General features: G+C 68.8%; 21 protein-coding genes and 1 pseudogene. 3 read left to right on the top strand and 19 right to left on the bottom strand.

What is annotated here, in order from left to right:
- A pseudogene (locus tag VJ655_RS01205) lies at positions 1–302 on the bottom strand (hypothetical protein); the annotation flags it as partial.
- Positions 299–826 (bottom strand): RNA polymerase sigma factor, encoded by a 528-nt coding sequence (locus tag VJ655_RS01200; RefSeq protein WP_324097545.1) that lies wholly within the window; start codon positions 824–826, stop codon positions 299–301. The pseudogene VJ655_RS01205 and the gene VJ655_RS01200, both read right to left, overlap by 4 nt.
- A 276-nt stretch (positions 827–1102) precedes the next feature.
- Here VJ655_RS01200 and VJ655_RS01195 point away from each other — a divergent pair, with 276 nt between their 5' ends.
- Positions 1103–1522 carry an AraC family transcriptional regulator gene (locus tag VJ655_RS01195; RefSeq protein ID WP_324097544.1) on the top strand — a complete coding sequence of 140 codons (420 nt, stop codon included), beginning with the start codon at positions 1103–1105 and terminating at the stop codon, positions 1520–1522.
- On the opposite strand, the gene VJ655_RS01190 is transcribed toward VJ655_RS01195, so the two are convergent.
- Complete coding sequence (locus VJ655_RS01190) at positions 1519–3057, bottom strand: D-aminoacylase (RefSeq protein ID WP_324097543.1); 1539 nt, start codon at positions 3055–3057, stop codon at positions 1519–1521. The two genes, VJ655_RS01195 and VJ655_RS01190, sit on opposite strands and share 4 nt — an antisense overlap.
- Positions 3058–3225: 168 nt before the next feature.
- Here VJ655_RS01190 and VJ655_RS01185 point away from each other — a divergent pair, with 168 nt between their 5' ends.
- Entirely contained in the window at positions 3226–3735 is a 510-nt protein-coding gene (locus VJ655_RS01185; RefSeq protein WP_324097542.1) for an Lrp/AsnC family transcriptional regulator, read from the top strand.
- Between the two features lie 7 nt (positions 3736–3742).
- On the opposite strand, the gene VJ655_RS01180 is transcribed toward VJ655_RS01185, so the two are convergent.
- From VJ655_RS01180 to VJ655_RS01155, 6 genes are all read right to left on the bottom strand, one after another.
- Positions 3743–4729 carry a dipeptide epimerase gene (locus tag VJ655_RS01180; protein WP_324097541.1) on the bottom strand — a complete coding sequence of 329 codons (987 nt, stop codon included), beginning with the start codon at positions 4727–4729 and terminating at the stop codon, positions 3743–3745.
- Positions 4729–5754, bottom strand: coding sequence for a DUF1611 domain-containing protein (locus VJ655_RS01175; protein ID WP_324097540.1), 1026 nt, complete (start codon positions 5752–5754; stop codon positions 4729–4731). The genes VJ655_RS01180 and VJ655_RS01175 overlap by 1 nt, the downstream gene beginning before the upstream one ends.
- A 51-nt stretch (positions 5755–5805) precedes the next feature.
- On the bottom strand, positions 5806–6141 hold the full coding sequence (locus tag VJ655_RS01170; RefSeq protein ID WP_324097539.1) for an Lrp/AsnC ligand binding domain-containing protein: 336 nt from the start codon (positions 6139–6141) through the stop codon (positions 5806–5808).
- Positions 6142–6243: 102 nt separating this feature from the next.
- Positions 6244–6693, bottom strand: coding sequence for an Lrp/AsnC family transcriptional regulator (locus VJ655_RS01165; RefSeq protein WP_324097538.1), 450 nt, complete (start codon positions 6691–6693; stop codon positions 6244–6246).
- A 27-nt stretch (positions 6694–6720) separates the two neighbouring features.
- Entirely contained in the window at positions 6721–7740 is a 1020-nt protein-coding gene (locus VJ655_RS01160) for an isoaspartyl peptidase/L-asparaginase (RefSeq protein ID WP_324097537.1), read from the bottom strand.
- A gap of 30 nt (positions 7741–7770) precedes the next feature.
- Positions 7771–8754 carry a cyanophycinase gene (locus VJ655_RS01155; protein ID WP_324097536.1) on the bottom strand — a complete coding sequence of 328 codons (984 nt, stop codon included), beginning with the start codon at positions 8752–8754 and terminating at the stop codon, positions 7771–7773.
- 369 nt (positions 8755–9123) lie between these two features.
- Between VJ655_RS01155 and VJ655_RS01150 the strand changes: the two genes are divergently transcribed.
- A complete protein-coding gene (locus VJ655_RS01150) occupies positions 9124–11868 on the top strand; it encodes a TonB-dependent receptor plug domain-containing protein (protein ID WP_324097535.1) in 2745 nt (914 codons plus the stop codon).
- 72 nt (positions 11869–11940) lie between these two features.
- Here the strand turns inward: VJ655_RS01150 and VJ655_RS01145 are convergent, their stop codons facing one another.
- The 10 genes from VJ655_RS01145 to VJ655_RS01100 form a co-directional block, all read right to left on the bottom strand.
- On the bottom strand, positions 11941–12441 hold the full coding sequence (locus VJ655_RS01145; RefSeq protein WP_324097534.1) for a protein tyrosine phosphatase: 501 nt from the start codon (positions 12439–12441) through the stop codon (positions 11941–11943).
- Positions 12438–13199, bottom strand: a complete 762-nt coding sequence (gene cobS / locus VJ655_RS01140) for an adenosylcobinamide-GDP ribazoletransferase (RefSeq protein ID WP_324097533.1) — start codon at positions 13197–13199, stop codon at positions 12438–12440. Before cobS ends, VJ655_RS01145 begins: the two co-directional genes overlap by 4 nt.
- 1 nt (position 13200) lies before the next feature.
- On the bottom strand, positions 13201–14247 hold the full coding sequence (gene cobT / locus VJ655_RS01135) for a nicotinate-nucleotide--dimethylbenzimidazole phosphoribosyltransferase (protein WP_324097532.1): 1047 nt from the start codon (positions 14245–14247) through the stop codon (positions 13201–13203).
- The gene (locus VJ655_RS01130) at positions 14244–15704 is read right to left on the bottom strand and encodes a cobyric acid synthase (protein WP_324097531.1); all 1461 of its coding nucleotides are present in this window, start codon (positions 15702–15704) and stop codon (positions 14244–14246) included. The genes cobT and VJ655_RS01130 overlap by 4 nt, the downstream gene beginning before the upstream one ends.
- Positions 15692–16618 (bottom strand): adenosylcobinamide-phosphate synthase CbiB, encoded by a 927-nt coding sequence (cbiB, locus tag VJ655_RS01125; protein WP_324097530.1) that lies wholly within the window; start codon positions 16616–16618, stop codon positions 15692–15694. Before cbiB ends, VJ655_RS01130 begins: the two co-directional genes overlap by 13 nt.
- Entirely contained in the window at positions 16608–17387 is a 780-nt protein-coding gene (locus VJ655_RS01120) for an ABC transporter ATP-binding protein (RefSeq protein WP_324097529.1), read from the bottom strand. The genes cbiB and VJ655_RS01120 overlap by 11 nt, the downstream gene beginning before the upstream one ends.
- Positions 17384–18370, bottom strand: a complete 987-nt coding sequence (locus tag VJ655_RS01115; RefSeq protein ID WP_324097528.1) for an iron ABC transporter permease — start codon at positions 18368–18370, stop codon at positions 17384–17386. Before VJ655_RS01115 ends, VJ655_RS01120 begins: the two co-directional genes overlap by 4 nt.
- Positions 18367–19212: an ABC transporter substrate-binding protein gene (locus VJ655_RS01110; protein WP_324097527.1), complete on the bottom strand. Its 846-nt coding sequence runs from the start codon at positions 19210–19212 to the stop codon at positions 18367–18369. The genes VJ655_RS01115 and VJ655_RS01110 overlap by 4 nt, the downstream gene beginning before the upstream one ends.
- On the bottom strand, positions 19202–20218 hold the full coding sequence (locus tag VJ655_RS01105; RefSeq protein ID WP_324097526.1) for a threonine-phosphate decarboxylase: 1017 nt from the start codon (positions 20216–20218) through the stop codon (positions 19202–19204). Before VJ655_RS01105 ends, VJ655_RS01110 begins: the two co-directional genes overlap by 11 nt.
- A gap of 8 nt (positions 20219–20226) precedes the next feature.
- The coding region (locus VJ655_RS01100; protein ID WP_324097525.1) for a TonB-dependent receptor plug domain-containing protein at positions 20227–22020 on the bottom strand (1794 nt) is incomplete at its 5' end.

Here is a 22020-nt window from a genome sequence, read left to right as displayed (position 1 = left end):
CCCAGAAGCAAGGTCGCCGACACGGCCGCGACCGCGACCGAGGCGGCGATCAATCTCGACCAGGAAGGCCTGGCGACGGGCTCGGGCCCGGCCTGCCTGGCGGCGCGCGTCATGGCGGCGATCAGGTCGTTGTCCTCGTCGAAGACCTCCCACATCCGTCGAGCCCTGTCCCAGGCGTCGCGATTGTCGTCGCTCTCGGCCAGCCAGGCCGCGAACGCCTCGCGCTCGGGGGACTGTTCGATGTCTTCGCAGGCCAGCCAGCGCGCCGCGGCCTGGGCGGGGGTCAGGGTCGCGCGCGTCATCGGACGCCTCCCGCGTGGGCCATCAAGTGCTCGATGGCGCGAACCATGTGCTTTTCGACGGCGCTCACCGAAAGGCCTAGCTGCGTCGCGATGGCCTGGTGGCGAAGACCGTCGATCCGGCGGAGCAGGAAGATGGTCCGCGTGCGTTCCGGCATGGTCATCAGGGCCGCCGCGGCCGCGTTCAGGGCCTGCTTGCCGGCGTAGATGCGAGCGGGATCGAAGTCCTGCTCCCCACGGAGATCGGGGTCCAGCGCGACATGCTCGTCGGCGTGCCTGACCGTGCGGCGTCGATAGCGGTCGGCCAGGACGCTGGCGGCGATCTGGAAGATATAGGCGCTGGCGTGGTCGGCGTTGTCGGGCGTGCCGCGCACCGTCAGGCGCAGGAAGACCTCCTGCACCAGGTCCTCGACCTCTCCCGGATTGCGGACCCGACGGCGAAAATAGACGGCCAGGGGGCCGCGCATCGCCGCGGCCTGGCGGGCGAAAGCATCGGCGCGCGCGGCCGTGTCCGAGGCGTTGGTCATGAGCTGCTCTCGCGCCATTCCCATCAGAGACTCCGTCTCCTGTCCAACGACCACGAGCGTCGGCTTTCGAGGAGGCAGAACGCACGCCCCGCCGAAGTCCTCACCGGAAAAATTCTTTCGCGGGAACAAGACGGCTCGCCGGGCGCTCAACTTCGAATATCCATCTGAATATTTTGAACTTCCTCCGTTCCCTGAAGGTCGTGGCCCACACCGAGCGGAAAGGGGATCGATGAGGAAATTCCCGCCACCTGCGTAACGCCAATCAGGCGGTCCTAGGTGACCGCGCCGATGGAGATGACGATCATGGACAAGGTGAGCGTTGCGCTGGCGGGCTCCGCCCTATCCGAGGCCTCGCGATTGGCGCCTTGGCAGGAGCGCAAGGTGGCGAGACATATCGCCGAGCATCTGGACCAATCCATCACCATCCGCGACCTGGCCGAGATCGTCGGCCTTAGCCCGAACTACTTCTCGCGGCGCTTCAAGGGCAGCTTTGGCGTCTCGCCGCGCGCCTACGTGATCCGCGGCCGGCTCGAACGCGCCCAAATCCTGATGAGGCAGACCCGCTCGTCGCTCTGCCAGATCGCGCTCGCCACCGGCTTTTGCGACCAGGCGCACATGTCGCGTCTGTTTCACGCCGTCGTGGGCGACACGCCCCAACGCTGGCGGCGCGAGCAGGCCTCGGCGGCCGGTCTCTAGTCGGGCTGGCGCCAGCCGGCGCGGCGAACGACGGCGCCGGGTCGCGCGCCCGTCGGTCGGTCCTTGTCGAACACGGCGACCCCGTTCACCCAGACGGTGCTGACCCCGGTGGCCAGGGCGTTGGGGTGATCCAGATCGGAACGGTCGGCGACGCGCGCGGGGTCGAACAGCACCAGGTCCGCGTACTGTCCGGGCGCGATCGTTCCCCGGTCGGCCAGGCCGAGCTGGGCGGCCGTCTGGGCCGACATCTTGTGGACGGCCTGCTCCAGGGTGAGCAGGCGTTTTTCCCGCACATAGACGCGCAGGATCTTGGCGAACGCCCCGAACCCGCGGGGATGCAGGCCATGGGTCATGCCGTCGGAGCAGATCACCGAATTCTTCCACGCGATGAAGGCGGCGATGTCGGGCTCGGCCATGGCCGCCCCGATCACGGCGTCCACTCGCTCAACCTCCGGATGGGCCGCGCCGTAGGCCTCCGATTGGCGCGTCAGGGCCAGATAGGTCTCGACGGGATCGGCGTGGCGCTCGGCCGCGATCTGGGCGATCGATTTGCCGACCAGCGAAGGGTCTGGCGCGAACACGGCGATCCGCAGGCCCTCCGGCGTCGTCAGTTTGGTCAGGGCGAACCGCGCGGCGGCCCGGTCCTCGAAGTTGCGCTCCGGTAGCAGGACCGACAGATTGCTCTGCCAATAGCTGTAGGGATAGACGTCGGCGGTTATGTCCACGCCCTGGGCGCGGGCGGCGTCCAGCTTGGCCAGGATCGCGGGGGCCTGCCCCCAGCGGTCCACGATGCCGATCTTCAGGTGCGAGATCTGCACGGGCAGCCGGGCCTCGCGGCCGATGGCGATGATCTCGTCGATCGCCGCGTCCAGCCTGACATCCTCGCTGCGCAGGTGGCTGATGTAGCGCCCACCGCCCTCGCCGGCCGTCTTGGCCAAGGCGACCACCTCATCCGAAGTGGCGTAGATTCCCGGGTCGTATTCCAGTCCGGTGGACAGACCCAGCGAGCCCGCGCGCAGGTCCTCGGCCAGCTCGTCCCGCATGCGCGCGATCTCGGCCTGGGTGGCCGGGCGCTTGTAATCCTGCCCCATGGCTCGCGCGCGCAAGCTGCCGTGCCCGGTGTAGGAGGCGACGTTGACCGCCAGCGGCGACCGCGCCAATTGCTCGAAATAGGCGTTCAGCGGAAGCGCCGACTCCCCGTCCTGTCCAACCACGATGGTGGTGACGCCCTGCGCGGTCAGGACGGCCATGTCCGGCGTCTTGTCGGCCGATCGGTCGTGGTGGCTATGGGCGTCGATGAAGCCGGGCGCCAGGGTCAGTCCCTTGGCGTCGACGACGGCGTCTCCCGGCGCGGGCGCGAGCTGGCCGACGGCGACGATGCGATCCTTGTCGATCCGCACGCTGACCGCCCGAGCTGGCGTTCCGGAGCCGTCGATCACCTTGGCGTGGACGATCAGGGTCGAAGCCAGGGCGCTGGATCCCAGCAGGCAGGCCATGGCGACGCCGAGCGTCGATCGGAACAGGTGGGATGTCATGGGCCCCGCGGTCTGGTTGCGCGATGAGGAGTCTAGCGCGCGGTCGCGAAGGTTTCCGCTGTTTCCGCCGCCCAGGACGCGAGGAGCTCTCCCCTGTCCCAACGCTCGCGCTTACCCTTTCCGCCCCCGTTGCGCTAAGCGTGGGAAGACGATCAGCAAGGACGGCCCATGACGGACCCGCGCAAGGACCTCGACCGCATCGACATCAAGATCCTGGCCCTGCTGCATGTCCAGGGCCGGGTGACCAAGGCCGCGATGGGCGACCAGGTGGGGTTGTCGGCCTCGCGCTGCTGGGAGCGCATGAAGAGGCTGGAGAAGGCCAAGATCATCCGGGGCTATCACGCCGAGATCGATCTTGGTCGCCTGGCCAAACTCTCGACCTTCGTCGTCCAGATCAAGCTGACCGACTATTCCTACGCCAAGGCCAAGGTCTTCGAGAGCGGGATCGCCGGCTTGCCGAACGTCATCGGCTGCCAGGCCGTGCTGGGCGGCGTCGACTATCTGCTCACGGTCGCCGCCTTCGGGATCGAACACTACCAGGCCATCATGGAGCAGATGCTCGACACGCTTAATGTCTCGTTCGACTACGTCACCCTGCCGGTGACCAAGAAGCTCAAGAGCGAGGCGAACTTCGACCTGGCGGCGCTGCTGGCCACGGCCGGGGACTTCGAAACCTGACCCCCGCCTATCCCCACAGCTCGGGCCCATTGGGCCTCAGCCAGCCATCCTGATAGCCGAAACCGCCATCGACATCGCGGACCAGCTGCATCGGGCAATCCAGGTCGACGATCTCGCAACTCTGCGCCAGCAGCAGCGCCGGGGCGACGCCAAGCGAGGTTCCCTCCATACAGCCGACCATCAGCCGCAGGCCGCGTTCGCGCGCCGCCCGCGCGAGCGCCAGCGCCTCGGTGAGCCCACCGCACTTGTCCAGCTTGATGTTGCAGAAGGCGTAGCGACCGACGACGCGGTCCAGGTCCGCGCGATCGTCGAAAGTCTCGTCGGCGCATAGCGGCACCGCGCCGCGATAGTCGAGCAACTCGTCGTCACGGCCGACTGGCAACGGTTGCTCGAGCAATTCGACCCCCAGGGCGGCCATGCGGGACGCGCGATCGTTCAGCTGCGCCAGCGTCCAGCCTTGGTTGGCGTCGGCGATCAACCGGGCGACGGGAGCGGCCGCGCGGATGGCCTCCAGGCGCGCCATGTCGTCGTCGTCGCCCAGCTTGATCTTCAAGGCGCCATAGCGATCGGCCCATCGCGCCGCCTTGGCGCCCATGGCGGCGGGGGTGTCCATGCCCAGGGTGACGAAGGTCTCGATGGGGCGGAGCGGAGCCACGCCCGCCCTTGCGGCGGCGGTCGTTCCAGAGCGCTTGGCCTCCAGGTCCCACAGCGCGCAATCGACGGCGTTTCGCGCGCCGCCGGCCGGTAGGCGCCGCGCCAGCGTGGCGCGATCCAGGATCTCACCCCGATCCAGCCGCTTGGCCAGATCCCGCAGCTGAAGCAGCATCTCGTCGGGCGTATCGCCACGATAGTCGACGCCGGCCGCCTCGCCGCGTCCGATCATGCCGTTCGCCTCGATCCGGACTTCGACGACAAGGGCCTCGGTGTAGGTCTTCCGCGCGATGACGAACGGTTCGATCAGGGCGTGGACCTTGCCCCGCGCCGTCAGCCGCATCAGGCCGCGTCCCGTCGGGCGGGGCCGCCCAGGAGCGCGTCCACGATCGGCGCCACGCTGGCGCGGACCGGATCGCAGCACGGCAGCCCCAACTGCTCGGCGGCGTCGTTCAGATAGGCCGCTGCCGCCTCGGGCGAGAGACGCGAGGTGTTGACGCTGACGCCGACGGCGCGAACGGCGGGGTTGGTCAGCCTGGCCAACCGGAGATTCAGATCGATCGCCTCGGCCAGGCTGGGCGTCGGAAAGCGCTCCAGTCCGTCGATCGCGGTCCGGGTCGCGTCATGGCAGACGACGATCGCGTCCGGCTGGCTGCCATGCAGCAGGCCCAGCGTGACCCCGGCGTAGGCGGGATGGAACAGCGAGCCCTGGCCCTCGATGACGTCCCAATGATCCACGGCCGCCGACGGGCTGAGAGCCTCGGCGGCGCCGGCCACGAAATCGGAGACGATCGCGTCGATCGGCGCGCCGGATCCGGCGATGAAGATGCCGGTCTGGCCCGTGGCGCGAAAATCGGCGTTCACGCCCCTCGCCTTGAGCTCCTTCGTCAGGGCCAAGGCCGCGTACATCTTGCCGACCGCGCAGTCCGTGCCGACGGTGAGCAGACGTTGGCCGGTACGCTTGACGCCTTCGGCGACCACGTTGAACCGGGGATCGGCCTCGCGCGCCTCGAACAGTCGCCGTCCCAGGCGCTCGGCGGTCTCCCGCACGCGGGGCAGGCTGGCCAGGCGGGTGTGCAGCCCGGAGACCAGATCCAGACCGGCCTCCAGCGCCTCGACCAGCACGTCCTCCCAATGCGATGGAATGAACCCGCCCGCGTTGGCGACGCCGATCAGCAGCGAGCGCGCTCCAGCGGCCTTGGCGGCGGCCGGAGACATGTCGGCCAGGCCAAGATCCACCTCGCTTCCCTTCAGGCGAAGCTGGCCGACGCAGGCGTCGGGACGCCAGTAGGCCACGCCGAGAGCGGTCTTGGCGCTGACGCGGTCGACGTCGGCGAGGAACATCAGGCAGGGATAGGGAAGGTCCACGGCAGGCTCTCGTGTTGCGCGTTGGGATGCTGGATTGGCGGCGTGGCCGCCCTACTCCGCGGCGAACGCGCGGGCGCTTGGACGCTGGCGGTCCGGCAGGAGGCGCGAGGCGCTGGCCGCGCGAACACCCCGCAGCGTGGTGATCCGAGCGATCAGGGCGTCCAATCGGTCGGCCTGGGGCGCCTCGACGATCGCCACCAGATCATAGTCGCCCGTGATCCGATGCAGCGCCGTCAGTTCGGCGATCCCCGCCAAGGCGTCTTCCACATCGGCCGCGTCGCGAAGCGCCAGGCGCAGCATCACGTGCGCGCGGTGAAGATCAGAACGCCCCGCATCGGCCGCGAGGCCCAGGAAGCCGGGTCCGGTATGAATCTGCTCGAGGCTCAAGGCTGGTCTCCGCGAGGACGTGGCGGAGACTTTATGGCGGCGAGCGCCCAAGAAACGGACGACTTGCCCGGGGTTGGCGAGAGAAATCCTCGCCGCCGCGCTTCAGCGCAGAACCTTCGTCGCCAGCAGGATCGACGAGGTCGTTCGTTCGATGCCCTCGATGGCTCCGATGCGATCGATCAGCGTGTTCAGCTCGCCGACGGTTTCAGCCTCGACGACGGCGATCAGGTCGTATTCGCCGCTGATCGCATGCAGCGCCGAAAGCTCCGGTATGGCCGCCAAGGCTTCTTCGATGGTCTTAGCGTGCTTCAACAGGGTCTTGATCATCACCTGGGCGCGGATCAGTCGGCGATCATAGGGATCGCCAAGTCGCAGGGTGTAACCCCTGATGACCCCCTCCTCCTCCAGTCGGCTGAGGCGGGCGTAGACATTGGCGCGGGAGAGGCCCAGGTCGCTCGCCAGCTTGGTCACCGGCTGACGGGAATCCTCCCGCAGCATGGCCAGCAGGCGGCGGTCGATGTCGCCAAGGCTTCGGTCATCCGATTTCGTCACGCCCTGCCCCCCTTGTTGGCGTTCGCGTCAGCGCGGCGAAGGCTCGTCAGCATAGATCGCCGTGCGCGGCGTGGGCGCCGTGGAAGAGATCGCTCCACGATACATGCCCAGGTCGTTCATGCCGAACGCCGCCCGTCCCTGGCCGTCGATGGCGATCAGGCCGCCGTCGCCGCCTATCTTGGTGATCGAGGCCATGGTTCCGTCGGCGGCCTGCTGGATGGTCTCGCCCTTCCAGGCGAGGCGATCGCAAAGCTGGCGCGCGGCGGACTCCCGGATGAAGTACTCGCCCGAGCCCGTGGCCGACACCGCGCAGACTCCGTCGCGGGCGTAGGTTCCCGCGCCGATGATCGGGCTGTCACCGACCCGGCCCCACCGTTTGCCGGTCATGCCTCCGGTCGAGGTGGCGGCCGCGACGTGACCGGCCTGATCCAGGGCGACCGCGCCGACCGTGCCGAACAGGTGGGTAGGATCCAGCATGGCGTGCTGGTCCTTGCGCCAGGCCAACAACTGCTTCCAGCGTTCCTCGGTATAGAAATATTCTGGAGACGCCTGTTCCAGGCCCATCTCCTTGGAGAACTGATCCGCGCCCTCGCGGGCCAGAAGGACGTGCGGCGACTTCTCCATGACCGCGCGGGCCAGGCTGATCGGATTGCGCGTGCGTGTCACGCCAGCGACGGACCCGGCTTTCAGCGTGGCCCCATCCATGATCGCCGCGTCCAGTTCGTTGCGGCCCTCGGCGGTGAAGACCGCGCCCTTGCCGGCGTTGAACAGGGGATTGTCCTCAAGCACCCGGACGGCGGCCTCGACGGCGTCCAGGCTGGAGCCGCCAGCCTTCAGGACCTTGGCGCCCGCCTCCAGCGCGGCGTCCAGTCCGGCGCGGTAGGCCTTGTCCTTCTCGGGCGTCAGCTCGCCGCGTTCCAGTACGCCCGCGCCCCCATGTACGGCCAGCGACCATTGGGCCGGGCTCTCGGCCGCCCTTGCGGGCGCCGCCAGAACGAGGCCGGAAAGGGCGGCGAGAGCGAAGCGGCGAAGGTTCTGAAGCGTCATCTTGATCTCGATCGGAACGGACGGTCGTCTTTATCGGTCGCTGCGGATCAGCGTTCCCTTGTCGACCCGCGCGGTGATGGTGAAGTCGGGCTTGGTGACCTGGAACGTCTTGAAGTCGATCGTGCTTTTTGGCCCCAGGCCCACGATCGGGAACGAGGCGTAGGTCAGCGGCTGTCCGGCGACGATGGTGGCCGGCTTCTTCAGGGGGCGCACCAGCCAGGCGTGGCCGGGGCCGTAGTAGCGGCCGACCCCGTCCCCATCGATCAGCATCGCGCCGGCCTCGTCGACGCCCAGGCCAGTGATCGCGGTGTCGTTCTCCTCCTGGATCAGGCGGCCGACGAAGGTGACGAGCCGGCCCTGGCGGTCGCGCTTGTCGAAGTGGGTGTCGGTGACGACCTTCGACAGGTACGGCAGGTGCAGGAAGTCGCGCACCAGGGTGACGCTGGGCCCAGTGGGATTTTTCAACGCGTCCGGCGAGGTCAGGCTGATGGAGTCCAGGCAGCCGTAGACATAGCCGCCCAGCACCGCCAAGCCCGCGCTGGTGCCACCGATCGGCTTGCCCGCCTTGACGTGGGCGTCGAGCGCCTTGTTGAGCGCCGTGCCCTTCCAGGCGCGCACATAGTTGCTCTGGTCGCCGCCGCCGAAAAAGATGCCGTCGGCGCGGGCGATCACGGCCAATAGCTTGGGATCCTCGCCGGCGTCCTCGTCGTGGATCACCAGGGTCTCGACAGAAGCGACGCCACCGACGTCGTTATAGATCTCGTCCTGGAGCTCACGGGCGCCGCGAGCCCGCAGCACCACGATGTGGCCGCCGCCGGACTGCTTGACGAACGCCCGGAAGGCCTCGATCGGCCAGTCGCCGCCACCGAACAGCCCCAGCAGCGGCCCGGTCTTTCCTGGCGTCGGCGCGTTTACGTCGCCGATCACATAGTATTCGTAGCCAGGCCCGACAGCGTCAGGCCCCGCTGGCGTGGCCGCGTGCGCGAAGCTCGCGCTCGTGATCAGCGCGGCCATGGCTATAACCGAAGCAAATCGAACCATCCGGCTCCCCCCGTTCGATCCGAGCCTAACCGCTCGGTGAATTTTAGCGACCAGTCGCCGGTCGTTTCGCCCCGGGATCGTCACCTTGCTTGGTATCGGGGCGTAACGGGCAAATTGCTGCACGCTTCAAGCAATATGTCCAAGAATTTTGACAATCTGTCATTTCTGATTTCCAATTTGGGAAAGCCGCGGCCCAAATGGTCCATTCTCGGAGCAGCGCCGAGGAACGAATGGCCCAGTCAAGGGCGGTCGGCGTACAAAAGGGGGCTACCTATGAAGACGCATCTTCTCCGCGCGAGCGCTTTGGCCGGAGCGGCCGGTCTTCTGATCGTCGGGCCAGCCATGGCGCAGACGACCCCAGTCACGGCCCCGGCTTCGGCCCCAGCTTCGGCCGACGACGCCGTCGAAGCGCTGGTGGTCACCGGGTCGCGCATCCCCCGCATCGCGACGGAGGGCCCCGCCCCCGTCACGGTCATCACCGGCGAAAGCATCAAGGCCGCCGGCTTCAACAGCGTTCCGGACGTCATGCGCGCCCTGACCCAGAACGGCGGCGAGACCCAGACCCAGCAGTCGTCCAGCGGCATGGATTGGACGCCCGGCGCCCAGCAGGTCGATCTGCGCGGCCTGGGTCCCAACCACACGCTGGTGCTGGTCAACGGCCGCCGCATCGCCGACTTCCCCCTGCCCTACAACGGCAAGAGCGCCTTCACTGACACCTCGTCGATCCCGCTGGGCATGATCGACCGAATCGAAGTGCTGAGCGGCAGCGCCTCGGCGGTGTACGGTTCGGACGCCATTTCGGGCGTGGTGAACTTCAACCTGAAGAAGAAGGTGGACGGCACGACCGTCGACGCGACCTTCGGCGGCTATGAGCACGGCGGCGGCGCCAGCCAGCGCGTGAACATCTCGAGCGGCTATTCGAAGGACAACTTCGACCTGGTGATCGGCGGCGAGTTCGTCAATCAACGTCCGGTCTGGGCCTATGATCGCGACATCCAGGACAGCACCAAGGACAGCCCGACCAAGCGCACGGCGATCGCGCGCCGCGACTTTCTGCGGATGGATCCGTCCGAGGACGTCTATGTCGATCCGGGCGCCAGCACCTGCAAGGCGCTGTCGAAGCTGAACGAAGGATCGGTCGAATACGTTAGCCGCCCGGGCTGGGGTCCAGACGGCGATCCCGGCTTTTACTGCGGCAGCTATAGCTCGATCGGCTACGGCACGATCGTCAGTGAGCGCAAGAGCGCCAATGTCGTGGCCTCGCTCAACTACGCGCCGCGCGACACCCTCTCGTTCTTCGCCGACATCTCGGCGGGCTACAGCCGCACCCGGCAGTTCCAGGACGTGCTGAATTGGGAGTATCAGGACGCCAACGGCAGCGAAGACGGCATCTTCTACAACCAGTTCTCCGGCGGCCTTGATCTGTGGCACCGCAATTTCACGCCCGAGGAGATGGGCGGGCTGAACAAGGGCTACATCAAGAACGTCTCCAAGACCTTCAGCATCACGCCTGGGGTGAAGGGCTCGCTGGGCGGCGGCTGGGACTACGAGGCCTTCTACAATTTCAGCCAGTACCGCTCGTCGATCAGCTGGCCCAAGGTGGTGACTTCCAAGGCCACCGCTCTGTTCCTGGGCTCCCAGCTGGGCGTGGACGCCGACAGCGGCTATCCGATCTTCAACGCCGACCCGGCGCGCCTCTATAAGCCCCTGACGACGGCCGAGTTCGACTCGATCACCGCGCGCACGACCTACAAGCCGGTCGCGCGCCAGCAGGGGGTGTCGTTCCAGGTCAACCAGGCCGAACTCTTCCGTCTGCCGGCCGGCCCGGTCGGCTTCGCGGCGGTGGCCGAATACGGTCATCAGTCCTACAAGCTGGGCCTCGATCCGCTGGCCACGGTGAACTATTACTACAACCTGCGCGATGCCGACGGTTCGGGCTCCCGCGACCACTGGGGCGCCGGCTACGAGTTCCGCGCTCCGCTGCTGAGCAGCGTCGAACTGTCCACCGCCGGCCGCTACGACAGCTACAAGTACGACGGCAACACGATCGACAAGTTCACCTACAACGGCGGCGTCGAATGGCGTCCGGTCAAGACCCTGCTGGTCCGCGCCGCCTATGGCACCGGCTTCCGCGCGCCGGACCTGCACTACGTGTTCGCCAAGGAAGGTATCAGCCACCCCTCGGGCACCGACTACTACCGTTGCCGCACCGAGGAGCCGGGCGAGGACATCGGCGACTGCAGCTACGCGGACGAGGGCCTGGTCAAGGTTCGTCTGGGCAACGCCAAGCTGAAACCGGAGACCTCCAAGTCGTTCAACTACGGCGCGGTCTGGTCGCCCGTCCGCAACTTCGACATTTCGGTCGACTACTTCCGCGTCCAGCTGGACAACGCCGTGCTGGACATGAGCTTGGACAGCGTCCTGCGCCAGGAAGCCGACTGCCGGATCGGCAAGACCTCCGCCGGAACCGCGGTCAGCGCCGCCTCGCCGACCTGCGTCGACGCCCTGGCGCGCGTGAAGCGCAATCCCCTCACCGCCGCGATCAATCCGGGCGCCATCGCCAGCGTGACGATCAACCCGATCAACGTGGCGACCGAACGGACCACCGGCGTCGACGTCGCGGCCCACTATCGCTGGCCGACCGACAGCCTCGGCACGTTCGACTTCAGCGTGGCGCACACCTGGGTGCACAATCACACCAGCCGCCAGTACCCTGGCGATCCCATCGAAAACCAGCTGGCCTTCGACAGCGGCTACGACATCCCGCGCACCAAGAGCAGCGCGGCGATCAACTGGCGCCTGAACGGCCTCAGCGTCGGCCTGCACGGCCAGCGCCTCGACCGGGTCCCCAACTACGCCGAGGACGGCTGGACGAAGGCGACCTACATGCTCAACGGCACGGTCCAGTACGAGATCAACGACCGCACGCGTGTCAGCCTCGCCGTCGACAACCTGCTCGACAAGAACCCGCCCCGCGACCCGACCTATTCGGGCTATCCGTACTATGACACCTCGTGGTTCTCCTCGACCGGCCGCAGCTACTACCTGCAGCTGACCCACAAGTTCGGCGGCGCCAGCGGTCTCTGATCGCAAGGCGGGCGGCGCTCGAACGATCCTGCATCGTAGTGAGCGTCGCCTGCCGTCCAGCCAACGCTGGCTTCAATCACCAATGATCCAGTCGATCACGTCGCCCTCGAAGGCGTCGGCGCCCCGGCCTATGGCGCGGATCGATCGGCTCATGGCGCCGCCGCGCCCCAGGATGTCGTCGGCCAGGGCGATCATCAGGGCGTTTGGGGTGGCGCCAGGGCTAGCGGCGCGCAGGACCGCCGCCAGGGCTTCTTCCTCGCCCGCCGACGTGGCCGCGCAGGCCAGGATGTAGGCGGCCGCGGGAGAGCGACTGACTCCGGCGAAGCAGTGGATCAGCAGGGTGGCGGCGGGGGGCAGCCTTTGTCCCAGACCGATGATCTCCCGTATCGACGAGGCGGTCGGTTCGATCAAGCCAGGGCGAGGCTCGACGATGTCGTTGAAGCGGAGAACGGTCGCGGGTCTTGGAAAGGTCGCGATCGGGGTCTCCGGCGCGACCAGGGCCAGGATGTGATCCACGGGTTCACGCGCCAGCAGGCTCTCGACCGCCGAGGCCGGACCGACGAGCAGCCTCACGCCAGCGCCGCCACGCCGAGCATGAAGCCGACCTCGAACACCTGCTCGATCGCCCCGAGCACGTCGCCGGTGTGCCCGCCGATCAGGCGTTGGGCCGTCTTCGCCATCGCGAGACCCGCCAAGCCGCCGACGGCCACGCCTACCAGTACGGCGGAGGGCGAAAGCAGCACGAGCGGCCAGGCCGCGATCAGCAGACCCGCGACCACCTCGGTCGTGCGCACGCCTTGTGGCGTCGGCTTCCATTTGCCCGCCTCACCGGCCGGGGCGTAGGGCGTCAGGCGCATGGCGACCAGGGCCGCGGCGCGGCCGGCCCCGTAGGCGGCGATCAGCGTCAGGACACCAGCCTGCGCCGACAGGCTCGACAGCGCCCCGACCTTGAGCGCAAGCGCCAGGACCAGGGCGCAGACGCCATAGGTTCCGACGCGGCTGTCCTTCATGATCTCCAGGCGTCGTTCGGTGGTCTGGCCGCCGCCCAGGCCGTCGGCGGTGTCGGCCAGTCCGTCTTCGTGGAAGGCGCCGGTGACGATCAGGCCCACGCCGATCGCCAAAAGCGCGGCCAGGGTCGGACTCCAGACCTGATAGGCGGCGAAGAACACGACCGCCGAGAGCGCGCCCACGCCCTGCCCGACCAGCGGAAAATAGCGCGCCGAACGGGTGATCCAGTCGGGCTGGAAGCCGTTCAGCGCCGGTGTCGGGACCCGCGTCAGAAACTGGACCGCGCAGACGAGCAACTGGGCCTGGCGCCGCAACCAGCTCATGTCAGAGCCGCCCGCTCAGCACATCGTCCAGACTGGCCACCTGGTTCAACAGCCGCGAGGCCGCGCGCGCCAGGGGAAGAGCCAGCAAGGCGCCGGTTCCCTCGCCAAGGCGCAGGTCCAGCGCCAGCAGCGGCTCGGCCTGCAGCGCCTGCAGCATCCGCTGATGTCCTTGTTCGGCGGAGCGGTGGCAAAACACGCAATAGCCCTCGACCGCGGGGACCAGCCTGATCGCCGCCAGGGCGGCGGCCGAGGTGATAAAGCCATCAACGAGAACGGGAAGTCCCGCGGACGCCGCGCCGATGATCGCGCCGCTCATCATCGCGATCTCCAGGCCGCCGAACTCGGTCAGGACGTCCAAGGGATCGGTCGCAACACTTCGGGCCGCCGCCCGCTGGAGGGTGGCGAGCTTGCGCGCCAGGCCGGCGTCGTCATGACCCGCGCCCCGACCCACGCAGTCTTCCAAGGGCGCGGGAGCCAAGCGATGCATGATCAGGGCCGCCGAGGCGCTATTGCCGATGCCCATCTCGCCCAGGGCCAGGATCTCGAAGCCCTCCCCGGCCGCGTCGCGAGCGATCCGGGCCCCAACCTCCAACGCCTTGACGGTTTCTTCCCGGGACAGGGCGGCCTCGGCGGCGGCGTTGCGCGTTCCGCGCCGGACCTTCTCGTCCAGCAAGGCCGGGTGCGCCGGCAGATCGCCGTCCACGCCCGCGTCGACCACCCGAAGTTGCGCGCCGACCGCCTGGGCGAAGGCGTTGGCCGCGGCCTTGCCGGCCAGGAAGGTGGCGACCATGGCCTGGGTCACGCTCGATGGATAGGACGAAACTCCCTCCTGGTTCAGGCCGTGATCGCCGGCGAAAACGAGCAGCAGGGCGCGATCGAACGACGGGGGACTGCCGTTGGCGATCAGGCCAAGCTGGACGGCCAGATCCTCGATCCGCCCCAGGGCGCCAAGCGGCTTGGCCTTGCCGTCGAGACGCGCGCGAAGCTCGGGCATGGTGGAGGCGTCGACCGGCGACACATGAGGCAGGTTCGCGTGGGGCGGGTTCATGGGTGTTTCTCCAGGCCGGCGATGGCGGCGAGCGCGGGAATGTCGAAGGCCGCCTCCAGCGCGGCCGCGATTTCGTCGAGGGCCTGGTCGACGCGCGCCGACTGGTCGACCAGATCGGAAACCGCGCCCAGGTCGGCGAGAAGCTCCGCCCTCGCCTCGCCGCGATCGAACAAGCCGTGGACATAGCAGCCGCGAACGCGACCATTCGCGGACATCGCGCCATCCATGCCGCCATCGTCGAACGTCAGCATCGGTCTCGCACCGCCGATGGTGCGGCCGACGTGCATCTCGTAGCCGTCGAAGCGGGCGCCGCCCGCCAGCCGTCCCGTCACCGGGCGCAGGGTCTTCTGGCCGGTCATGGCGGTTTCGACGTCCAGCAGGCCGAGCCCCTCGACCGTCCCGGGCGCGCCCTCGACGCCGTCCGGATCGGAGACGCGACGGCCCAGCATCTGGAAGCCGCCGCAGACGCCCAGGACCCGGCCGCCGCGCCGGACGTGGGCCGCCAGGTCGACGTCCCAGCCCTGGGCGCGCAGGAAGGCCAGGTCCGCCAGGGTCGCCTTGGTTCCCGGCAGGATCACGAGGTCGGCGTCCCCCGGCAGCGCTTGTCCGGGCGGCACGAAGGCGAACGCCACGCCCGGCTCGGTCCGCAGGGCGTCGAACTCGTCGAAATTGGCGATGCGCGACAACATCGGCACGACGATGCGCGCCTTGCGTTCGGCGGTAGGCTCCAGGTGATCCAGGACCACGGCGTCCTCGGCGGGCAGTCGTCGCGCGGCCGCCAGCCAGGGCGCCATGCCAAGGTCGCGCCATCCCGTCAGGTCCGTGATGATCCGGCGACCGTCTTGGAACAGGTCGGGATCGCCCCGGAACTTGTTGATCAGAAACCCGCGCACCATCGATCGATCGCCATCGTCGAGAACCGCGTGGGCGCCGACCAGGGCGGCGATCACGTGGCCGCGATCGATGTCGCCGACCAGCACCACCGGCACGCCCGCTTCTCGCGCGAAGCCCATGTTGGCGATGTCCCCGGCGCGAAGATTGATCTCGGCGGGGCTGCCGGCGCCCTCGACGATGACCAGGTCGCTCTCCGCCTGCAGTCGCCGGAAGCTCTCCATGACGACGCCGAGGAGATCGCCCTTGCGCGCTTGGTAGCCCTTGGCCTTCCAGGTTCCCGCCATCTGGCCGCGCACGATCAGCTGGGCGCCGACGTCGCTCTGCGGCTTCAGCAGGACCGGGTTCATGTCGACGGTCGGCGGGGTGCGGCAGGCGACCGCCTGCAGGGCCTGCGCCCGGCCAATCTCGCCGCCGTCGCCAGTGACGGCGGCGTTGTTGGACATGTTCTGTGGCTTGAACGGACGCACCGTCAGGCCCCGATTGGCGAACAGCCGGCAAAGTCCGGCGACCAGAACCGACTTGCCGACGTCGGATCCGCAACCCTGGATCATCAGCGCAGCCATGCGAAACCTCCTAGCGCCAGGACGGTCCAGAGGATCGCGCAGGCCATCATGTAGATGCTCAGGGCGCGCGACAGGTCCGAAGGTCGCGGCGTCCTCCCCTCGCCCAACACCGGTCGCTGGACAAGGCCGCCGTCGTACCAGGCCGGGCCGCCGAGGCGGACGCCCAGGGCGCCGGCCATCGCCGCCTCGGGCCAACCGGCGTTGGGCGAGGCGTGCTTGCCCGCGTCGCGCGCCATCGCCGTCCAGCCGCCGCGTCCAGCCAGGGCGATCAGCGCGCCGGCCAGGCGGGCGGGCGCCAGGTTCAGCAGGTCGTCGAAACGCGCCGACGCCCAGCCGAAGGCGCGCCAGCGGGGCTCGCGATGACCGATCAGGCTGTCGGCGGTGTTGACCGCCTTGTAGATGAAAAGGCCCGGCAGGCCGCCCGCCACGAACCAGAACACCGGCGCGACCACTCCGTCGTTGAAGCTCTCGGCCAGGCTCTCGATCGCCGCGCGGGCGACGCCGCTTTCGTCGAGGCGTTCGACGTCACGCCCCACGATCATGCCGACCGCCTTTCTGGCCTCCTGGAGATCGCCAGTTTCGAGCGGCAGGGCCACGGCGGCGACATGGTCCAGCAGGCTGCGCTGCGCCAGTCCCATCGCGCCCACCAGGGCGACGAGATAGGGGCCGCCAAGCCGCTGGATCAGCCAGCCCGCCAGACCGCTGACGCCAATGATCATCGCCAGGGTCGCAACGCCAAGGAGGCGACGCGCGGATTCGCTCCGCCCGGGTCGGTTCAGCGCCATCTCCAGGCGCGAGATCAGCGCTCCGATCCAGGCGACGGGATGGGGCACGCGCCAGCGCCACGCTTCTGGATTGCCCACGGCGACCTCGAGCGCCGCCGCGGCCAGCACGATCCACGGGCTAATCGGCACGGCGCAGGATCTCGATCAAGGGTCCGCCCTCGCCCGCGTGGTTGCGCGCCACCACGCCATAGACCTGGGCGAGGGTTCGCGGCGCCAGAGCCTCGGCGGGGCCGCCGTCGACGACGATCTGGCCCTCGTGCAGCATCACCACGCGGTCGGCGAAGCGCGCGGCCAGGCTCAGGTCGTGCAGCGTGACGACGACGCCCTTTCCTCGCCGATGCGCGAGATCGCGGAACAGGTCCAGGGCGTCCAGCGCGTGGCCAGGGTCGAGCCCGGTCAGCGGCTCGTCGGCCAGCAGCCAGTCGGTCTGGCCCGCGAGCGCGCGAGCGATCAGGGCCCTGGCGCGTTCGCCGCCGGACAGGCGCGTGACGGGCCTTTCGGCGAACGCTTCCAGCCCAGCGGTCGCGATGGCGTCGTCGATCGCCGATGCGTCCGCGGCGCTGGCCCCAAACGCGCCGAGATAGGGCGTTCGGCCCAGTCCAATGAAGGTTCGCACATCGATATCCCAGGCGATCTCCGGCGTCTGGGCCAGGAAGGCGATGCGGCGCGCCCGCTGGCGAGGCGACGTATCCGCGACGGCCGCGCCCTCCAGCGAGACCTTCCCACCGTCCGGGCGCATCAGGCCGGCCAGACACGCCAGGAGCGTCGACTTGCCCGCGCCATTGGGGCCGACGATCGCCACCAGTTCGCCTCTGCCAAAGCAAGTGTTGACGTCCCGGAGCACCTGCCTGCCACCCAGGCTCACGCTGACGGTCTCGGCGCGCAGGTCCGGGGTCATGCCAGCCTCCGGCGCAGGCCGATCAGCATCCACAGGAAGAACGGACCGCCCAGCGCCGCCATCGCCACGCTGAGCTTGATCTCGTTGGCGGCCGGGGTCATGCGAACCAGGATGTCGGCGGCCAGGGTCAGGACCGCGCCGCCCAGCAGCGACGGGACCAGCAGCGCCCCAGGCCTCGATCCCACCCAGGGCCGCAGGAGGTGTGGGACGACCAGCCCGACGAAGCCGATGACGCCGGTGACGGCGACACTGGAGCCGACCGCCAGGGCCACGCCGATCGCCAGCAGCAGCCGCGTGCGGTCCAGCCTGACGCCCAGCGATCGGGCGCCCTGCTCGCCCAGGGTCAGGGCGTCGAAGGATCGGCCCAGGGTCAGCAGAAGCATACAGCCTCCGACGACCCCCGGTGCGGCCAGGCGGACTTCCTCGACGCTCCGATCGGCCAGCGAGCCCATCAGCCAGTTGACGATCTCGTTCACCGCCCAGGGGTTGGGCGCCAGGTTCAGGGCCAGCGCGATGCCGGCGGAGCACACCGTCTGGACGATGAAGCCCGCCAGGATGAAGGTGACGATGCTGGAGGTGACGCCCGCGAGGCCGAGCAGGGCCGCGACGCCCAGGCCCGCTCCGGCCATGGCGGCGGCCGGCAGCAGCCAGGCCTTCTCCCCCGCCGCGCCAAAGTAGAGGGTCAGCACCGCCCCCAGCGCCGCCGTGGACGACACGCCCAGCGCGCCAGGATCGGCCAGGGGATTGCGCGTGTAGCCCTGCAGCGCCGCGCCGCTCAGGCCCAGGGCGCCGCCAACCAGGATCGCCAGGATGGTGCGCGGAAGCCGAAGCCCGAAGACGATGGCCCAGCGCGGATCCGCGCCGTGCGAGATCCAGGCGCTCCAGGGCGCCCAGACCCGTCCAGCGCAAAGGCTCAGTCCGAAGAGGACCACCAGCAGTCCGACCAGCAGGCCGCGGACCGCCCAGGGCGACCGGATGCTCATGTCAAATCCCCCAGCACCTGGGCGCGCGCCAGGGCCATGGCCGCGGCGGTGTCGATCAGCACCGGACCTCCGCAATAGAGAAGGCGCTCGGAAAAGCGGGCCTGCTTCATCCGGTCTCGAACCGCGCCCAGGGCCGGATGGGTCATGACCCGATCGGCCCAGCTGCGCGCGCCGGACGAGGCTTCGCCGACCAGGAGCACCTCCGGCGGATCGGCCAGCACCTGCTCGAGCGGCACGTTGCCCCAGGTCTTCAGCCCGTAGCGCCGGGCGGCGTTGTCGAAGCCTGCCCGGGTCATCACCTCGTCGACGAGGGTATGGGGACCGGCGGCGAAGCCGTTCGGCTGATAGATCAGGGCGCTCAGCCGACGCGCGCCCGGTCTCGGCGTCGCCGCCGCGAGCGCCGCCTGGATGCGGGCGACCAGGACCTCGCCCCGGTCGACGCGGCCGATGAGCCGGGCGACCCTCCGCACCTGCCCCAGGCTTTCGTCGACGGTCTTGGGCACGGCGAAGCGCTCCACCGGCACCTGTAGCCGCTTAAGCGCATTGCGGGTCGCCAGCGCCGAATGCTGACTGGCCAGCACGAGATCCGGGCGCAGCGCGATGATTTCCTCGGCGCTCTCCCAGGTGAAGGGCAAGGTCCGGGCCTGGGCGGCGACCGTCGAGCCTTCCGGCTCGCGCGCATAGTGGCTGAGCGCGGCGATCTGGGCGCGATCGGCCAGGTGGACCAGCATGGCGTCGAGGCAGGAATTCAGCGACGCGATCCGCTGGGGCGCATGCAAGGCGGGCTTGGCCGCGCCCAGGGCCAGCACGCCGCCCATCATCGCCCGACGGCTAGCCTCCATGACGCACCGCCTGCAAGGCCAGACGCAGGCGATCAAGGTCCTGGCGCGCCGGGACGCCGAACCGAAGCCGCGTCGGATGTTCGGCGAAAGGCCGGGTCAGCACGCCCTGGCCGCAAAGCCGCGTGAAGAGCTGATGAGCGTCCGGCGCCTCGACCCAGCGGAAGAGATCGCAGCCGCCCAGCACGGTCAGACCCGCCGCGCTCAGGACCGCGTCCACGTTGCGCACTTGAGCCGCCAGGCAGGCGGCCGTGGCCGACCGCCAGGCCTCGTCGGCGTAGGCGCCAAGACCCAGGGCCAGGGCGTCGGCGCAGATTGGCCAATCGCCGAGCGTTGCGCGAAGTTTTCGGGACAAGCCATTGTCACAGATAACGAATCCGAGCCGCGCTCCGGGAAGGCCATAGAACTTCCCGAACGAACGAAGGACGATCAGGCGCTCGATCTCCAGGTTCGCGACGCTGAGATGGGGCGTGCTCTCGACGAACGCTTCGTCGACGATCGTCCAACGGCCCCGCGTCGATCGCGTGCGGACCAGGTCCGCGAGGGTCTCGCGCGGCGTCTGGCGACCGTCCGGATTGTTCGGATTGACCAGGACGAGGACCTCGGCCTCGACGGCGCGCCGGTCGTCGATCGAAGCCACCATTAGCGGGTCGCGGTCGGCCCAGGCCTGGGCGTGGCCTCCATAGATCGGCGCGACCAGGGCGACGCTTCCCTGTCCCAGTAGAAGAGGCAGCAGCCGCAGGGCCGCATCGGCCCCGCTCACGGCGATCACCCGATCGCTGTCGGCGACGCCGAAGGCGCGTCCGGCGACCGCCTCCAGCGCCGCCAGGGCGTCAGGATCGGGCAGAGACCGCAGCGCCCGGTCGGACGCGCGCGCGCCTGGCCAGGGCTCGGGATTGATCCCGGTCGAAAGATCGAGCCAGGGCTCGCGCACGTCCGGATAGACGGCCATCGCCTCGCGGAGACGGCCGCCGTGCCGGAAGGCGCCGACGGGAAATATCGACGCCATGACCGATCCTAGAACCGCGCCCGCAGGCCCAGGAACGCGCCGCGTCCGGGCGTGCCGTAGTTCAGGATGGTCTGGTAGTCCTTGTCGAACGCGTTCTCCACGCGACCGAACAGCTCGAGCTTGTCGCTGAGCGGGTACGACGCGCGCAGGTCGACCACCGTGTAGGCCGCCACGACCTGGGTGTTGGCGTCGTTGTTGTAGGTCTTGCCCACGCGGCGCGCCGCGACCGTGGTCGACAGGCCTACCGGCCAGCGATAGGTCGCCGACAGGTTGCCCATGTTCTTCGGGCGGCGGGTCAACTGCTTGCCCTTGTTGGCGCCGGAGTCGGTTTCAGCGTCGGTATAGGTGTAGTTGCCGGTGATCGTCAGGTTCGGGACGGGCTTGAGTTCACCAATCAGTTCAAGGCCTTGCGCCTTAGTCTTCAGGACATTGTCGTAATAGCCGTACCGGAAGGCGCCGCCCGGGGCGCACAGCGGCTCGCTGGCGCTGGAGCACGAGTAGAACCGGATCTCGTTGTCGGCCTCCCGATGGAACCAAGTGGCCGAGGCGCGCGCCTTGCCGCCCAGGAAGCGCTGCTCGACGCCGGCGTCCCAGCTGTCGAACTTCTCCGGCGACAGGTTCAGGTTGCCGTATTCGCTGAACAGCTCGTAGAGACCGGGAGCTCGGAAGCCCTGGCCGAAGCTGGCGCGAAGGACGGTGTTCCCCTCGTTCAGCGCCCAGGCCGCCGAGGCCTGCCCGAGGGTGTGGCCGCCATAGGTGTCGTGGTCCTCGTAGCGCAGACCCGCGGTCAGGGTGAGGCCTGGAACGACCTCGGCCTGCAACTGGCCATAGACGCTGTCGACGCCGACCTTGCCGGTCGCGAACGCGGGGTTGGGCTTACTGACGCTGGGCGAGCGCGTACGCATGCGCGCGTGCTCGCTCTCGGCGCCGAAGGTGGCGCTGAACGTGTCGGTGACCGCGAACACGCCCTGGTATTCCCAGCGCTTGTTCTTGCCGGCCGCGTCGAAGGTCAGCGGCACGGCGGGACGGGCCGGGTTGATGTTCTCGCGGTCGGTGTCGGTGTAGGCGTAGCCGAGGCGGTTGTTCCAGCGACCGTCCAGCAGGGCGACGTTTAGGCCGCTATAGACGACCAGTTCTTCGGTGCGGCCAAACTCGGGGCTGTCGACGTTGAAGCCGTCGAAATCGTTCTTGCCCTTCGACCAGACCGAGCGGACCTCGGCCGAGACGTTGTCGGACAACGCCACGCGGAAGCGGCCGGAGAGGCCGGAATTCTGATAGCCGTCCTTCTCCTTGCCTGGCTTGTAGGCCGAGAAGCCGTCGGTGGTGTAGTAGCCGCCGGCCACGCGCCAGGTCATCTTATCTCCCGCCCCGCCGACGCCGGCCCGCAGATAGCCGGTCTTGCGCGCGCCGGCCTCGGCGTCGATGGAGCTGGTGAAGGGCGTGGTCGGATCGGCGGTCACGATGTTGACCACGCCGCCGATCGCCTGGCTGCCCCACAAGGTCGACTGGGCGCCGCGCAGGACCTCGATGCGCGAGATGTCGCCAGCCAAGAGATTGCCGCTGTTGAAGGCGCCCTGGGTCGACGAGGGATCGTTGAGCTTGACCCCATCGATCAGCACCACGGTGTGCTGGGTCTCGGCGCCGCGGATGTAGAGGCTGGTCGCGGTCCCCGGCCCGCCATTGCGCGTGAAGCTCACGCCGGGGGCCTGGGCCAGCAGTTCGACGACGGAGATCGCCTGGCTCGCTTCGATGGCGGCCTGGGTCAGGACGGTGACCGAAGCCCCGACCTTCTCGATCGGCTG

Source organism: Caulobacter sp. (assembly GCF_035254145.1).
Lineage (GTDB): Bacteria > Pseudomonadota > Alphaproteobacteria > Caulobacterales > Caulobacteraceae > Caulobacter.
The sequence above is the reverse complement of the archived record's forward strand: the minus strand, read 5'-3'. Positions and strand labels throughout refer to the sequence as shown.

Bases quoted from the DNA above. Each gene is read 5' to 3' on its own strand.
- VJ655_RS01200 (WP_324097545.1), bottom strand. From the start codon at position 826: ATGACCAACGCCTCGGACACGGCCGCGCGCGCCGATGCTTTCGCCCGC.
- VJ655_RS01190 (WP_324097543.1), bottom strand. From the start codon at position 3,057: ATGACATCCCACCTGTTCCGATCGACGCTCGGCGTCGCCATGGCCTGC.
- VJ655_RS01185 (WP_324097542.1), top strand. From the start codon at position 3,226: ATGACGGACCCGCGCAAGGACCTCGACCGCATCGACATCAAGATCCTG.
- VJ655_RS01180 (WP_324097541.1), bottom strand. From the start codon at position 4,729: ATGCGGCTGACGGCGCGGGGCAAGGTCCACGCCCTGATCGAACCGTTC.
- VJ655_RS01160 (WP_324097537.1), bottom strand. From the start codon at position 7,740: ATGACGCTTCAGAACCTTCGCCGCTTCGCTCTCGCCGCCCTTTCCGGC.
- VJ655_RS01155 (WP_324097536.1), bottom strand. From the start codon at position 8,754: ATGGCCGCGCTGATCACGAGCGCGAGCTTCGCGCACGCGGCCACGCCA.
- VJ655_RS01150 (WP_324097535.1), top strand. From the start codon at position 9,124: ATGGCGCAGACGACCCCAGTCACGGCCCCGGCTTCGGCCCCAGCTTCG.
- cobS (WP_324097533.1), bottom strand. From the start codon at position 13,199: ATGAGCTGGTTGCGGCGCCAGGCCCAGTTGCTCGTCTGCGCGGTCCAG.
- cobT (WP_324097532.1), bottom strand. From the start codon at position 14,247: ATGAACCCGCCCCACGCGAACCTGCCTCATGTGTCGCCGGTCGACGCC.
- VJ655_RS01130 (WP_324097531.1), bottom strand. From the start codon at position 15,704: ATGGCTGCGCTGATGATCCAGGGTTGCGGATCCGACGTCGGCAAGTCG.
- VJ655_RS01120 (WP_324097529.1), bottom strand. From the start codon at position 17,387: ATGACCCCGGACCTGCGCGCCGAGACCGTCAGCGTGAGCCTGGGTGGC.
- VJ655_RS01115 (WP_324097528.1), bottom strand. From the start codon at position 18,370: ATGAGCATCCGGTCGCCCTGGGCGGTCCGCGGCCTGCTGGTCGGACTG.
- VJ655_RS01110 (WP_324097527.1), bottom strand. From the start codon at position 19,212: ATGGAGGCTAGCCGTCGGGCGATGATGGGCGGCGTGCTGGCCCTGGGC.
- VJ655_RS01105 (WP_324097526.1), bottom strand. From the start codon at position 20,218: ATGGCGTCGATATTTCCCGTCGGCGCCTTCCGGCACGGCGGCCGTCTC.